Genomic DNA, 13,452 nt, shown 5'->3' with positions numbered 1-13,452 from the left:
CGCCGGGATGCGCCGCGAGCCAGGGCCGCAGCGCCTGATCGAAACGCAGCGACCGCACCGCGTGCGTGCCGTCGGGCGCGCCGAAGGCCCGCTCGTAGTCGAGTGCGTCGAATATTCGGACGCAGTCCGGGTCGCGCAGGAGGCCGTCCGCCCGGACGAGCGGACTCAGCCTAATCTTATTCGGGCCGGAACGGTCAGCGATCCAGGCGGGGGAAGGGCCGCTCGGCCTCCACCAGATAGGCCAGCTCCAGCAGGGTGCGTTCGTTGCCGCGGGTGGCGGCGAACTGCACACCGACAGGCAGCCCCGCATCGGTCAGGCCCGCGGGAACGGTGACGGCCGGCGTCCCGGTGATGTTGTTGATCGGAGTGAAGCAGACGTAGGCGCGCAACCGGTCGATGAGTTCGTCGAACGGCACGGTCGGGCTGAGGTAGCCGAGTTCCGGCGTGGTGTGGCCGAGCGTGGGAAGTAGCACCGCGTCGTAGGGCCCGAGTGCCTGTTCGTAGGTGGCCGCCGCCGCGCGTAGTCGGTAGAGCGTGAGCGGAGCGTGCAAGGCCCGGCGGAGGAAGAGGGCGCGCAGGCCGACGGTGAGGTCGTCCACGCGGCGCGCGTCGAATCGGCGGTCGAGGAACCGTCCCGTCGTGGTGATCGCGGCCGCGAGCAGGCCCCAGTAGTGCAGGAAGGCGCGTTCGATCGTCGCGTCGAACGGCAGCGGGACCGGCTCGACCGAATGGCCTCCTGCCTCGAGGACACGCGCCACATTTTCGACTGCCTCCCGGGTCGGACCGGCGGCCAGCGGCCCTGCGAGGTTGTCGAGCACGACCGCTATCCGCATGCGCCGGGTCGGAGGGCCGTCGACGCGGCCGATCGGTGGCAGCGCCGGATTGCGCCAGTACTGTTCGGCCGCCGCGGTGTACACCGCCGTGTCGCGCACCGTCCTGGTCAGCACTCCTTCACTGACGATGTCGACCGGCAACGTGCGCGCCAGCCCGGACACCACATGCCGTCCCCGCGTCGGCTTCAAGCCGACCAGTCCGGCGCACGCCGCGGGAATCCGGATCGATCCGCCGCCGTCGTTGCCGTGCGCGATCGGGACGACACCCGCCGCCACCAGCGCGGCGGCCCCGCCGGACGAGCCGCCCACCGAATAGGCGGTGTGCCACGGGTTGCGGGTGGGCGCGAGGTGCGGCGTCTCACTGCTGGCGTTGAAGCCGAATTCGGGCATGGCGCTCTTGCCGAGAACGGTGAGGCCGGTGCTGAGGAACTGCCGGGTGTAGCCGCTGTGCGCACCGGCGGGGCGCGCGCGGAACGCGGCGGTGCCCTGATTCGTCGGCATCCCGGCCACGTCGGTGTTGTCCTTCACGAAACTGGGCACGCCATACAAGGCGCCGGTCCGGTCGGCGGGCAGCAGCGGTTGCGCATAGCTCGGGTAGGCGACGGCCGCCAGCTCTTCGACCTGCCCGGCGCGCGCCGCCGCGGCGGCGGCGAGTTCACCTGGCGAGAGCTCGCCGTCGCGCACCAGGGCGGCCAGGGCGACGGCGTCGTGGTCACCGAGCGCGTCGTCACCAAAGGCGTGGACGCGCGTGGGTAGTGGAATATGAGCGTCGGCGGTCATCCCCCGAATCTAATGTGTGCAGCAGGCAGCTCGTCCAGAGCGGAAAGGACAGCAGGTGGCGGCGACATATCCGGATCCGGTGCCGCCGAAGGGCCGGGTCGGCTCGCTGTTGTTCGCCCTGCCGCCCGCGGGCAGGCGGTGGAGCGTGGCGGTGCGTGCCGCGCTGGCGTTCGCCGTCCCCGCCGCGATCGTCACCGGTCTGGGACATGGGGACGCGGCCGTGTTCGTCATGTTCGGCGCCTTCGCGGTGCTCTACGGCGAGGGGCGGCCGTTCCGGGTGCGCGGCCGGGTCGTGCTGACGGCCGGATCGGCGCTGCTCGCCGCCTGTGGCACCGGCGCGCTGATCGGCGGAGTGCTGGACGCGGGGTTCGGTTCGTCGCTGCTCATGGTGCTCGTGGTGTCGGCGATCGCGGTCGTGGCCGTGTTCGTCATCGATGCCCTGCGGCTCGGTCCGCCGGGGGCGCTGTTCTTCGCGCTGGTCTGCGCCGGAGCGATGAAAGCCGCCGAGGCCGGGGCCGCTGTGGAGACGCTGTTGCTCTGTACGGCCTGCGGTGTGGTCGCGTCGGTCGTCGTCTCGATGGCCGGGGTGCTGCGTGATCGCCGCAAGCCCGAACGGATCGCGGTCGACGCGGCGGTCCGGGCGGTCGACGCCTACGTCGCGGCCCGGGAGGCGGGGACGCCCGCCATCGACCTGCGCCACCGGGCGGGCGCGGCGATGGCGGACGCGTGGGCGGCGGTGTACGACGCGGGCCTGCCCTCGGACCCCCGGGAAGCCGAACTGCTGGCCACCCTGCAGGGCGCGCGGCGCGGCCTCGCCGGGCACGTTCCCGACGACGACACCGACGATCTGCTGGTCGATCCGCTGGTCTCGTTCGCCCGGCCGGGCGTCGGCTTCCGGCTGCGGCGCTCCGTGTCGTTCTCCTCGCACGCGGCCATCAGCGCGATGCGCGTCGCCGTCGGCTGTGTGGGCGCGGGTGCGCTGAGCGCGCTGCTCGGTCTGGACCGGCCGCACTGGGCGGTGCTCAGCGCCCTCATCGTCCTGCAAGCCGGGCCCGATCGCGTGCGCGGGCAAGTGCGGGCCATTCACCGGTTCGTCGGAACGATCGCGGGCCTCGGGCTGTTCGCGCTCATCTACCAGCTCGGGCCGACCGGGTACGCGCTGATCGCACTGGTCGCCGCGTTGCAGTTCTGCATCGAGCTGTTCGTGCCGCGGAATTACGCGCTGGCCGTCGTCTTCATCACGCCGGTCGCGCTGATCGCGGGCGGGGTCGCCACCACGGGCGGCCCGATCGGGCCGGTGATCCGCGATCGGCTGTGGGAGACGATGATCGGCGTCGCCGTCGCCGTGCTGGCACTGCACGGCGTCGCGCCCCACGGGCACCGGCGCACCTTCCGTTGGATGGAACACCGGGTGCGCGCCGCCGCCCGCGCCCTGCTCGACCACCTGCGCCGCAAGCCGATGGACGCCGAAGCGTGGGTGCTGGTCCAGCATCTGCAATTCGAACTGGTCGGCGTGGTCCGCAGCGGCATCGACTCGGCGACCGACGATCCCGAGTGGACCAGCGAGTACTGGCCGGAGCACGCGGCCCTCGCGCACTTCGGCCACGATCTGCTGGCCGCTTGCTGGGTGCTGCAACCCGGACATCGGCTGTCCGACGTGGATGGCTGGGCGGCCCGCCTGACGGCAGCCCGGTTCGACCCGGAGGCGACGGGGGGACCGCCTGCTAGCGTTCGGCGCATGCATGACAGCGTGACCGTCCGGATGGCCGCCCCCGCCGACAAGATCTGGGAACTGGTGAGTGACATCGAGAACACCGGGCGGTTCAGTCCGGAGACGTTCGCCGCGGAGTGGCTCGGCGGCGCCACCGGGCCCGCGGTGGGCGTGAAGTTCCGCGGCCACGTCAACCGCAACGGCTGGGGGCTGAAGTACGCCACCGTGTGCCGCATCGTCGCCTGCGAGCCCGGTCGCGAGTTCGCGTTCACCGTGCTCGGACCGAAGGGCATGCCGGTCAACACATGGCGCTACGTCTTCGAACCGGTCGACGGCGGCACCGATGTCACCGAGTCGTTCCAACTGCACAGCAACCCTGTGCTGCGGCTGTACTGGTTGCTCGCCGGGTGGACGCGCGGCAAGACCAACGTCGAGGGCATGCGCGAGACGCTGAACCGGATCAAGGCCGTCGTCGAATGACCCCGCCCGACAGCCGCCCGGCCACGGAAACCGCGACTGCTCCCGTGCTGCTCGTGCTCGGCGCCGGTCCCGGTGTCGGGCTGTCGGTCGCGGGCCTGTTCGCCGCCGACGGCTTCACCACCGTGCTGGCCTGCCGGTTACCCGAGGAGGCCGAACCGCTGGCGGCGCGGTTGCGCGAGCAGGGGTTCCACGCGGAGGGCGCCGGGGTGGATCTGCGCGATCCCGCCGATGTGGGCCGGGTCGTCGCCGAGGTGGGCGAGCGCTACGGCCGCATCGACGTGTTGCACTTCAATCCCAGCATCTTCCGTGAGGCCGATCCGTTGCAGCTCTCGGTCGCCGCGTTGATCGAGGACTTCACCGTGGGCGCCGCGGCTTTGCTGCCCGCGGTCCAGGCGGCGCGTCCATTCCTGGCCGATGGCGCCCGCGTGCTGGTCACCGGCAGTGCGGCCGCGGACAAGCCGTGGCACCGGGCCGCCTCGCTCGGCGTCCAGAAGGCGGCGGTGCGCAACCTGGTCACCAGCTTGGACGCCACCCTCGCGCCCGTCGGCGTACGGGCCGTCGCGGTGCAGGTCAACGGGGTGCTGGGCGAAGGCGCGTTCACGCGGGACCGGGTCGCCGCGGCGCTGCACGCGGCGGCCACCCGCCCCGTCGAGGGGTGGACGCCGCACGTCTCCTACGACGGCTGACTACCTGGGCCGGATCGCCGCGAACTCGACGGGCAGATGCGCGGGCCCGCGCAGATTCACGTGTTTCCGGTACGGCGGCGGGTCCACCGGCAGCGAGGGGTCTTCGACTCGTTGCGCGAACCGGGTCAACGCCACTCGCGCCTCCAAGCGAGCCAGGGGAGCGCCGAGGCAGAAATGCGCCCCGAGGCCGAAGGCCAGGTGGCGGTTCTCGCGCGCCGGATCGAATCGGTCGGGGTCGCCGAACACCGACGGGTCGCGGTGCGCGGCGGCGATCAGCAGTACCACCAGATCGCCGGGCTCGATATCCATGCCGCCGATGCTGAGCCCGTCGGCGGCTACGCGCGGGATCAGCTGGACCGGAGGGTCGAAGCGCAGCGTCTCCTCGACGACGCCCGCCGCCCGGTCCGGATCCGCACGGAGGGCGGCGAGTTCCTCCGGCCTGCGCAGCAGGGCGAGGATCGCGTTGGCGATCAGGTTGACGGTGGTCTCGTGCCCGGCGACCAGCAACAGCGCGCAGGTCGAGATCAGTTCCGCGTGGGTGAGCACGTCCCCGGCGTCTTCGGCGGCGATGAGTTCGGACAGCAGATCCGGGCCCGGGGTGCGCCTGCGGCGGTCGATGAGTTCTTCGAAGTAGGCGTGCAATTCGGTCCCGGCGCGCCGGATCTCGGCGGGGTCGGCGCGGAATTGAGCGGCCGCGCGCGACGTCGGGTCGAGCGTGCGAGACAGCAGCGCCGACCAGGCGCTCAACCGCGCCTCGTCCGCCAGCGGGACGCCGAGCAGTTCGCAGATGACGGTCACCGGCAGCGGATAGGCCAAGTGGTCGACGGCGTCGAATCGTCCCGTAGGAGCGCGCTGGTCGAGCAAGTCGTCGACGATCTCGGTGATCCGGGGCTCCAGCTGCCGCACGACGCGCGGGGTGAACGCCTTGGACACCAGGCGGCGCAGGCGAGTGTGATCGGGCGGGTCGAGGAACAGGAACGACGGTTTCGCCTGTGCCGCACCGTCTTCGCGGGTCCCGTCGTAGATCGGCATCGAGCCGAGCTGCAACCGGGCCAGTGACCGGTCGACGCTCGCGCGCGGATCGCGCAGTACCGCGGCGCAGTCGGCGTAGCGGGTCAGCACGACCACCGGCGCGGTGCCGATCCGGAACGCGCCGCAGTCGCGCAGCCGCGCGAACAGCGGGTACGGATCCGGCCGCACCGCGGGGTCGAGCAGGCGCACGTAATCGTCGGTCGGGTGGTTCGTGGTCGTCATCGACGCTCCCAGCTGTCCGGCCCGGAACGGGCATCGGTCTTGCCGGTATTATTCCGATACCGCCAGTAGGAAAGCAATACCGTGACGGGATGCGAAAATAGCGCCATGACACTGCGGCGCCCGGTCGACGATTCGGTCACCCGCGTCGTCGAACTGCTCGGCGACCGGTGGACCATCCTGCTCATCGCCGAGGCGTTCTTCGGGGTGCATCGTTTCAGCGATTTCGCTCGCAATATCGGCATCACCAACCGCAACCTGCTCACCAGCCGCCTGCGCATGCTGATCGACGCGGGCATCTTCACTCGCACCGACCACGGCGGCGGGCGCGTCGACTACCACCTCACCGCCGCGGGCCGCGAGTTGTATCCGATCGTCACGGCGATGATGGTCTGGGGTGATCACCACCTGGTCGGGCCGGAGGGCAGGCCGGTCGTCCTGGAACATCGCACCTGCGGGGAGGAGACCTCACCCATGCTGGTCTGCGACCACTGCCGCGAGCCGATCGACCCACGCGAGGTCGAACCGAAGGCGGGCCCCGGCTTCCACCAGCCACCGGGCCCCGAACAGGCCGGTTGAGAAGATCGCTCGGGCCGAGCATCCGGGCATCGGCGCTGACGTCGCATCGAACTCGCGGTGGGCGTCACCTGGTCCGAGCGGTAGGAGAGCGGGTAGGCGGAGCGCAGCGCGTCGATCGCGGGAGCGGCCCGCTGAAGTGTGTTGCGGCCGAGCGGCGCTCAGTGCAGCTGGTTGACTAATGCCTCGGCGAGATAGAGCGGTAGGAGTAGGTAGTACAGCAGCATCGCCATCGAGCCGGCTCCGATCGTCAACGCGGGTCCCGCGCGGTGCCGTCGCGGGTACGCCGCGCAGGGATTGGAGACCGATTGGTCTCGCGAGTGCAGGAATGTAGTGCAGCTTCCCGGCATCGGCAAGGGCGGCCAGCGTGTCGGCCGGACGGACCCTATCGAAGCGCGCTGCCTTGCACCCACTGATCCCACGGCAGCCCCCAGTCACCGTTCTGCCAGACCTCCAGCGGGGCGCCTCCGGTGTTGCGGATCTCCACGACGTCACCGGGGACGGCGAAATTGAAGAACCACTGGGCGTTCTCGCCGCTGAGATTGAGGCAGCCGTGCGAGACGTCGGTGTTGCCCTGGGCCCAGATCGTGGAGTCGAGCTGGTGCAGGTAGATGCCGTCGGTGCTGATCCGGGTCGCCCAGCCGATGGACTCCTTGTAGCCCAGGCGGGAGTTGATCGGCAGGCCGTAGGTGGAGGAGTCCATGATCACCGGATTGGCCTTGTCCATCACCGTGTAGATCCCGGGCTGGGTCCAGAACGTGAGCGTCTTGCCGCCGATGACCTCGCTGCCGCCCATGCCCATAGAGGTCGGCATGGTGCGGATCAGCTTGCCGTTCTCGAAGACCTGGATCTGCTTGGTGTTGTCGTCGGCGATCGAGACGTGCGACGCGCCGATGGTGAACGTGGTCTTGGTGTCCTCCTGGCCGTAGAGGCCGCGGCCGAGTTCCTGGCCGTAGATGTTCGCCGCCACACTGACCTTGGTGCCCGGGGTGTAGTACTCCCGCGGACGCCAGTGCACATTGCGATCGTCCAGCCAGTACCAGGATCCCTCCACCGGCGGGTCGGTGGTGACCGACAAGTGCTTCTCGGCGACGGCGCGGTCGGGGACGTCCTCGTCGAAGTGGGCCACCACCACGGTGCCCACCCCGAACGTGCCGCCGTCGGACAGTGGAGTGCCGCCCGTGGTGGTCAGCGACACCTTCGTCTGATTGTTCGGGGTCAGCGTGGAGAAGGTCGCGGTGGCCGGCCCGGTCCTGCCGGTGACGGTGAGCCCTTCCGCGGTCACCGTGTAGGTGCGGCCGTAGCCGAGCGGCTCGGTGGGCTTCCAGGCCGTCTTGTCCGGCGTCATGATCCCCTCGACGGCGTTGCCCTGCTCGTTGGTCATGGTGACCGAGGTCAGTTGCCCCTCGGAGGTGCTGACCTGGATCGGGGCGAGCGGATCGACGTTGCGGGCCCCCGACGCGGGCGTGATGGTGAGGGGCGAGGGCGCAGGGCCTGCCGCTCCCGGCGTACCGCCCGGCTCGGACGACGAGCACGCCGCCACGATCACCGCCATGACCAGGGCGATCCCCGCGACGACTCCGGATCGGACGCGACTGGTCGCCAATGCATTTCTCCTGTTTCAGCCCACCACAACGAATGGCGCACCCCGCGCCTACTGCCCTCTCGCATTTTACCGACCGCGACCATGCGCGACCTCGTGCGAAGAAGGGTCCACGGCAGATTCCCAGCCAGCACACAGAAAGCGACTCGCCGGCGGGATCGTCGCGGATGCGCGGCCAGGGGCGACGGCCGAAAGTGCCGATCGGGAGGGTACCGGTGCGTGCCATGCTGGGGGCCGGAACCGACCGAGGGGAACGCATGCAGAATCGCCCATCGGCAGCGGAGCTGCTGGAATCGATCGCCGAATTGCTCGAGCAGACGCTGCTGCCCGCCCTGCCCGCGGGGTTGCAGCACAAGGCGCGGGTGGGCGCCAATCTCGCCAGGATCGTGCGCAGGGAGATCGAATCGGGACCCGCCGCGGCCGAGCACGAGCGCGAGCTGCTCGACGCGGTGGCCGAGGGGGATGACGAGCGACTCTGGGAAGCGCTGGTTTCGATCGTGCGGGCCGATCTGGCGATCGCCAAACCCGGGTACGACGCCTGGGCGGGCGAGTGAGCGCCGACCTGGCACGCGGTTTGGCCCGGTTCCTCGAGTCGGGGAGCGGCCACGCGGTGACGGTGTCGAACGTCGAATACCTCTCCGCGGGCGCCCGTCGCCGTAACGTCGCCTTCGAAACCGACCTGGAGGGCGGGACGCGACGCTTGGTCGCGACCATCGTGCCGAGCGCGATCGAGCTGGTTCCGGTCGACGTGGAGGCCGCCGTCCGCGAACTGGCACGGACGCACGGTGTGCCGGTACCTCCCGTGGTGGCGATCTGTACCGACAGCGCCTATGTCGGCGGGCCTTTCGTGGTCTCCGAACGGGTGAACGGGGAAACCGTGCCCCGCAAGGTATTACGGCTGACGGAGGCGGCGGGTCTCGGCGAACGAGTGGCCGAACAGCTCGGTGAGGCCATGGGCCGTCTGCATGCCATCGACCCCGCGATCGCGCCCGATCGCCTGCCCGAAGCGGCCGCCGATCCGGAACGCCAGCTGACCGAGGCGGGCGAGCACGTGCGCGCGCTCTTGCCGGACCGGCCGGTGTTCGCCCTCGCGCTGCGCTGGCTGGAACGCCACTGCCCGCCCGCGCCGCCCCGCACCGCGCTGCTGCACACCGACATGCGCAACGGCAACATCGTCGTCGGGCCCGACGGCCTGCGAGCCGTGCTGGACTGGGAAGGCGCGCAGCGCCACGGCGATCCGATGCGCGACGTGGCCTGGCCCGCGCTGCGCATGTGGCGCTTCCGCGCGGACGACCGGGAATTCGGCGGGCTAGCGGGCCGCGCCGCGTTCGTGCGCGGCTACCGGCGCGCTGGCGGCGGTTTCGACGAGGACCGGTTCCGCTGGTGGAAGGTGATGTGCACGCTCGCCTGGGGCATCGGGCTTGCCGGGCAGGCCGCGGCACACTCGGACGGCAGCGTGCGAGACATCGTGATGGCGGCCAGCGGGCGCCGCGTGTCGGAAATCGAATGGGACCTGCTGATGCAGATCCGACCCACTGCGAAAGGCTGATGCCCGATGGATTTCGAGCTACCCGCGGAACTGGTCGACTACCTGGCCGAACTCGACGCGTTCATCGAGCGCGAGATCACGCCGCTCGAGCAGGCCGACGACAACATCCGCTTCTTCGACCACCGCCGCGAGGACGCCCGCACCGACTGGGAGCGCGGCGGCCTGCCGAACGCGCGATGGGAGGACCTGCTGGCCGAGGTGCGCAGGCGCGCCGACGCCGCCGGGCACCTGCGGTACGCGTTCCCCGCGCAGTACGGCGGCCGGGACGGCACCAACCTGGGCATGGCCGTGATCCGCGAGCACCTGGCCCGGCGCGGCCTCGGCCTGCACTGCGATCTGCAGAACGAGCACGCCATCGTCGCCAACAACGTCGGCCTGCTGCTCATGCTCGAACACGGCACACCCGCGCAGCGGGCGGAGTGGGTGGACGGCTTGGCCTCGGGGACGAAGTTCTTCGCCTTCGGCATCACCGAACCCGAGCACGGCTCCGACGCCACCCACATGGAGACCGCGGCGGTCCGCGACGGCGACGACTGGGTGATCACCGGGCAGAAGACCTGGAACACCGGCGTGCACATCGCCGACGCCGACCTGATCTTCGCGCGCACCTCCGGCGGCCCCGGCGACGCGGCGGGCATCACCGCCTTCCTGGTGCCCACCGACGCCCCGGGCTTCGTCGTCGAGGAATACCTCTGGACTTTCAACATGCCCACCGACCACGCCCGTGTCTCCCTGAACGGCGTCCGGGTCCCCGACAGCGCCGTCTTCGGTGGCGAAGGGCGCGGCCTGGCGGTGGTGCAGCACTTCTTCAACGAGAACCGGATCCGCCAGGCCGCGTCCAGTCTGGGTGCGGCGCAGTACTGCATCGACGAGTCGGTGGCCTACGCCAAACAGCGCAAGCCCTTCGGCAAGCCGCTGGCCGCCAACCAGGCGATCCAGTTCCCCTTGGTGGAGCTGCACACCCAGTGCGAGATGTTGCGCGCCCTGATCCACAAGACCGCCTGGTCGATGGACACCTACGGCACGTTCGCCGTCTCCGAGCAGGTCTCGATGTGCAACTACTGGGCCAACCGGTTGTGCTGCGAGGCCGCCGACCGCGCTATGCAGGTGCACGGCGGCCTCGGCTACTCCCGGCACAAGCCGTTCGAGCACATCTACCGCCACCACCGGCGCTACCGGATCACCGAGGGCGCCGAGGAGATCCAGATGCGGCGGGTGGCGGGCTACCTGTTCGGTTTCATGGGAAGCAGAGCGCCGAAGGGCGTGTGACTCAGAGGCGGCGGATCCGGGCCAGCCACGCGGCGAGGTCGACGTGGCCGGACGCGGAAACCTCCAGGTTGGCCGCGTCCTGGGCCACCGGGTCGGTCACCCGCCCCCGGTAGCGCGCCTGCCGCACGTCTTCCACCGTCCAGCCGTCGCGGAACGACTCCCGGATCAAGGTGTCGCTGATCCGCGGGCCGAACCCCGGCTCGACATCGGAGAGCGCGAGAACATGGACGGTGCCGCCCGGCTTGCAGATCGCGTGCAGGCTGCGGACATAGGCGGCGCGCGGCTCGTCCTCGGTCCCGAAGACGTGGAACAGCGCGCTGTCGACGATGGTGTCGAACGCGGGCGCGGAGCCGGGCGGATCACCGGCGAACTCCGGCCGGTCGCCGAGCGCGAGGGCGTCGGCCACCTCGAAGACGGCCGACGGCACACCCTGCTCGGCGGCGTTGGCCCGCGCGTACGCCACCGCGCTCGGCGACATGTCGATTCCGCGCACGTCGTACCCGAGCCTGGTCAGCAGGATCGTGTGCTCACCGGCGCCGCAGCCCGGGTCGAGCACGCGTCCGGTGATGCCGCCGTCCCGCTCGAGCGCGACGATGGCCGGTTGCGGCTCGCCGATCACCCAGGGGGCGGTGTCGTTGTCATAGACGGTGTTCCAGAAATCAGCTGGACGAGTCATGCTCACCATGTTCCATCCTCAACCGTGCTCGAGGTCAACCCGCCACTGTCGAGCCTGCTTTCCCGCCGAGGCCGGGGTGCGTGCGTCAGGGCCGCACCGCTGGGTACGCGCGGGTTATGAGCACACCGAATGTCGATCCGACGACGGCGGAGTCGATGCAGCAGGACGCGGATTTCGCCGACGAGCACACCAAGCCGACGCACGCCGACGAGCACCCGGCCGGCGCCGAACTCGAGACCGACGAGTCGACGCCGAGCGGGCACAGCGGCATGGATCAGTAAGCCTGGCACGGTTCCGTGCGGGAACCGTGCCAGGGGCTCAGGCAACGGCGATCAGCCGGGCCGCGTTGGCGGATTCGTCGTCGGCCGCCTGATTGGCGGCCAATTCGGCCTGCACCCGATCGCGGTAGCGGATGATCTCCCGCTCGGTGGCGGCGGCGTCCCAGCCGAGGTGCGCGCCGATCAGCCGAGCCACCCCTGGAGCGGCGGCCAGGCCGCGGTCGGCCGTTTCGATGGACACCCGGGTGCGGCGGGTGAGCACGTCGTCCAAGTGCAGTGCGCCTTCGTGCGTCGCCGCGTACACCACCTCCGCGCCCAAGTATTCGGGTGCTCCGGTGAGTGGCTCACCCAACCCGGGCTCGCGGGCGATCAGGTCGAACAGGTCGGTGATCGTCGAGCCGTAACGGCCGAGTAGCCGCCGCACCGTCGCTCGCGGCAGGCCCGTGCGCTGCGCCAGGCTGTCGAGGTCGGCGGCGAGTTCCTGGTAGCCCACCGCGCCGAGGATCGGCAGGTGCTCGGTCACCGACGGCGCGACCGCGCGGCCGAGTCCCGCCACCGCCGCGTCCACGACGTCGGCGGCCATCACCCGGTAGGTGGTGTACTTGCCACCCGCGATGACGAACAGGCCGGGGGCCGGTTCGGCGACCGCGTGCTCCCGGGAGAGCGTCGCGGTGTCGGCCGACGCTCCGGACAGCAGCGGGCGCAGACCCGCGTAGGTGCCGACGATGTCGTCTCGGGTGAGCGGCTCCCGCAACACCCGGTTGACGTGATCGAGCAGGTACCGCACATCGGCGTCGCTGGCGGCCGGGTGGTCCTTGTCCAGCGACCAATCCGTGTCGGTGGTGCCGATGATCCAGTGGCCGTGCCACGGGATGACGAACAGCACGCTCTTCTCGGTGCGCATGATCAGGCCGGTGTCCAGGTGCAGGCGATGGCGCGGCACCAGGATGTGCACGCCCTTGGACATCCGGACGTGGAAGGGGAACTCGACGCCGGTCATCCGGTTCATCTCGTCGGTCCACACTCCGGTGGCGCTGATCACCCGGCGCGCCCGGACCGTGTGCACCCGCCCGGTCTCCAGGTCGGTGACCTCCGCGCCGACGACGCGCTCGCCGTCGCGCAGCAGCGCCGTCACCTTGGTGCGGGTGAGCACGGTCGCGCCGTGCCCGGCCGCCGTGCGCGCGATCATCATCGTGTGCCGGGCGTCGTCGACCTGCGCGTCGAAGTACCGGATGGCCCCGGTCAGCGCGTCCGCGCGCAGGGCGGGCGCGAGTTCCAGCGCGCGCGTGCGCGACAGGTGCCGGTGCATCGGCAGGGCGCGGGCGCCGCCGATGGTGTCGTACAGCGCGACGCCGGCGCCGATGTAGGCGCGCTCCCACACGCGATGCCGCAACGGCAGCAGGAACGACACCGGCCGTACCAGGTGCGGGGCCAGCCGGTGCAGCAGCAGGCCGCGTTCCTTCAGCGCCTCCCGCACCAGCCAGAAGTCCAGCTGTTCCAGGTAGCGCAGCCCGCCGTGGATGAGCTTGCTGGAGCGGCTCGAGGTGCCCGCGGCGAAGTCCCTTGCCTCCACCAGGGTCACGGTCAGGCCGCGGGAGGCGGCGTCGAGTGCGGCGCCGGCGCCGACCACGCCGCCGCCGATGACGAGCACGTCGATCTCGGTGTCACCGAGCGAGTTCACCGCGCGGTCGCGGTATCGGGCGTCCAATCGTGCGGACACAGCGCTGTCTCTCCTTGTTCGGGGATATTCGGGTACGACG

The 13,452-nt window shown here is 70.7% G+C and carries 12 protein-coding genes and 1 pseudogene; 8 read left to right on the top strand and 5 right to left on the bottom strand.

Translation table 11 applies throughout. The features are described 5' to 3' along the window. Window positions 1-194 precede the first annotated feature (194 nt). On the bottom strand, window positions 195-1,613 hold the full coding sequence (locus ACZ6DL_RS28460) for an amidase (RefSeq protein WP_466055670.1): 1,419 nt from the start codon (window positions 1,611-1,613) through the stop codon (window positions 195-197). 229 nt (window positions 1,614-1,842) lie between these two features. Between ACZ6DL_RS28460 and ACZ6DL_RS28455 the strand changes: the two are divergent. From ACZ6DL_RS28455 to ACZ6DL_RS28445, 3 genes and pseudogenes are all read left to right on the top strand, one after another. Next, window positions 1,843-2,952: pseudogene (locus ACZ6DL_RS28455) on the top strand (FUSC family protein); the annotation flags it as partial. A gap of 399 nt (window positions 2,953-3,351) precedes the next feature. Beyond that, window positions 3,352-3,804: an SRPBCC family protein gene (locus tag ACZ6DL_RS28450; RefSeq protein ID WP_357959871.1), complete on the top strand. Its 453-nt coding sequence runs from the start codon at window positions 3,352-3,354 to the stop codon at window positions 3,802-3,804. Next, window positions 3,801-4,490 carry an SDR family NAD(P)-dependent oxidoreductase gene (locus tag ACZ6DL_RS28445; RefSeq protein ID WP_466055668.1) on the top strand — a complete coding sequence of 230 codons (690 nt, stop codon included), beginning with the start codon at window positions 3,801-3,803 and terminating at the stop codon, window positions 4,488-4,490. Before ACZ6DL_RS28450 ends, ACZ6DL_RS28445 begins: the two co-directional genes overlap by 4 nt. Here the strand turns inward: ACZ6DL_RS28445 and ACZ6DL_RS28440 are convergent, their stop codons facing one another. Next, window positions 4,491-5,744, bottom strand: coding sequence for a cytochrome P450 (locus tag ACZ6DL_RS28440; RefSeq protein ID WP_466055666.1), 1,254 nt, complete (start codon window positions 5,742-5,744; stop codon window positions 4,491-4,493). 105 nt (window positions 5,745-5,849) lie between these two features. On the opposite strand from ACZ6DL_RS28440, the gene ACZ6DL_RS28435 reads away from it, so the two are divergent. After that, window positions 5,850-6,320, top strand: a complete 471-nt coding sequence (locus tag ACZ6DL_RS28435; protein WP_466055664.1) for a winged helix-turn-helix transcriptional regulator — start codon at window positions 5,850-5,852, stop codon at window positions 6,318-6,320. A 382-nt stretch (window positions 6,321-6,702) separates the two neighbouring features. On the opposite strand, the gene ACZ6DL_RS28430 is transcribed toward ACZ6DL_RS28435, so the two are convergent. After that, window positions 6,703-7,872, bottom strand: a complete 1,170-nt coding sequence (locus tag ACZ6DL_RS28430) for a L,D-transpeptidase (RefSeq protein WP_466055794.1) — start codon at window positions 7,870-7,872, stop codon at window positions 6,703-6,705. A gap of 305 nt (window positions 7,873-8,177) precedes the next feature. Here ACZ6DL_RS28430 and ACZ6DL_RS28425 point away from each other — a divergent pair, with 305 nt between their 5' ends. Genes ACZ6DL_RS28425 through ACZ6DL_RS28415 form a run of 3 tightly spaced genes read left to right on the top strand, consistent with a single transcriptional unit; the run spans window position 8,178 to window position 10,738 of the window. Beyond that, window positions 8,178-8,474 (top strand): DUF6285 domain-containing protein, encoded by a 297-nt coding sequence (locus ACZ6DL_RS28425; RefSeq protein WP_466055662.1) that lies wholly within the window; start codon window positions 8,178-8,180, stop codon window positions 8,472-8,474. Then, entirely contained in the window at window positions 8,471-9,469 is a 999-nt protein-coding gene (locus ACZ6DL_RS28420) for a phosphotransferase family protein (RefSeq protein ID WP_466055660.1), read from the top strand. Before ACZ6DL_RS28425 ends, ACZ6DL_RS28420 begins: the two co-directional genes overlap by 4 nt. A gap of 6 nt (window positions 9,470-9,475) precedes the next feature. Next, complete coding sequence (locus tag ACZ6DL_RS28415; RefSeq protein ID WP_466055658.1) at window positions 9,476-10,738, top strand: acyl-CoA dehydrogenase family protein; 1,263 nt, start codon at window positions 9,476-9,478, stop codon at window positions 10,736-10,738. Window position 10,739: 1 nt separating this feature from the next. Here the strand turns inward: ACZ6DL_RS28415 and ACZ6DL_RS28410 are convergent, their stop codons facing one another. Further along, on the bottom strand, window positions 10,740-11,414 hold the full coding sequence (locus ACZ6DL_RS28410) for a class I SAM-dependent methyltransferase (protein WP_466055656.1): 675 nt from the start codon (window positions 11,412-11,414) through the stop codon (window positions 10,740-10,742). 116 nt (window positions 11,415-11,530) lie between these two features. Between ACZ6DL_RS28410 and ACZ6DL_RS28405 the strand changes: the two genes are divergently transcribed. Then, window positions 11,531-11,695: a hypothetical protein gene (locus ACZ6DL_RS28405; RefSeq protein WP_168434229.1), complete on the top strand. Its 165-nt coding sequence runs from the start codon at window positions 11,531-11,533 to the stop codon at window positions 11,693-11,695. Between the two features lie 37 nt (window positions 11,696-11,732). Here ACZ6DL_RS28405 and glpD read toward each other — a convergent pair whose 3' ends face one another. After that, window positions 11,733-13,412: a glycerol-3-phosphate dehydrogenase gene (gene glpD / locus ACZ6DL_RS28400; RefSeq protein WP_466055654.1), complete on the bottom strand. Its 1,680-nt coding sequence runs from the start codon at window positions 13,410-13,412 to the stop codon at window positions 11,733-11,735. Window positions 13,413-13,452 lie beyond the last annotated feature (40 nt).

The sequence above is a fragment of the Nocardia sp. NPDC041819 genome (genome assembly GCF_055590505.1).
This window is presented reverse-complemented; position numbering and strand designations above follow the sequence as displayed.

Bases quoted from the DNA above. Each gene is read 5' to 3' on its own strand.
- ACZ6DL_RS28460 (WP_466055670.1), bottom strand. From the start codon at position 1,613: ATGACCGCCGACGCTCATATTCCACTACCCACGCGCGTCCACGCCTTT.
- ACZ6DL_RS28450 (WP_357959871.1), top strand. From the start codon at position 3,352: ATGCATGACAGCGTGACCGTCCGGATGGCCGCCCCCGCCGACAAGATC.
- ACZ6DL_RS28445 (WP_466055668.1), top strand. From the start codon at position 3,801: ATGACCCCGCCCGACAGCCGCCCGGCCACGGAAACCGCGACTGCTCCC.
- ACZ6DL_RS28440 (WP_466055666.1), bottom strand. From the start codon at position 5,744: ATGACGACCACGAACCACCCGACCGACGATTACGTGCGCCTGCTCGAC.
- ACZ6DL_RS28435 (WP_466055664.1), top strand. From the start codon at position 5,850: ATGACACTGCGGCGCCCGGTCGACGATTCGGTCACCCGCGTCGTCGAA.
- ACZ6DL_RS28430 (WP_466055794.1), bottom strand. From the start codon at position 7,872: ATGGCGGTGATCGTGGCGGCGTGCTCGTCGTCCGAGCCGGGCGGTACG.
- ACZ6DL_RS28425 (WP_466055662.1), top strand. From the start codon at position 8,178: ATGCAGAATCGCCCATCGGCAGCGGAGCTGCTGGAATCGATCGCCGAA.
- ACZ6DL_RS28415 (WP_466055658.1), top strand. From the start codon at position 9,476: ATGGATTTCGAGCTACCCGCGGAACTGGTCGACTACCTGGCCGAACTC.
- ACZ6DL_RS28410 (WP_466055656.1), bottom strand. From the start codon at position 11,414: ATGACTCGTCCAGCTGATTTCTGGAACACCGTCTATGACAACGACACC.
- ACZ6DL_RS28405 (WP_168434229.1), top strand. From the start codon at position 11,531: ATGAGCACACCGAATGTCGATCCGACGACGGCGGAGTCGATGCAGCAG.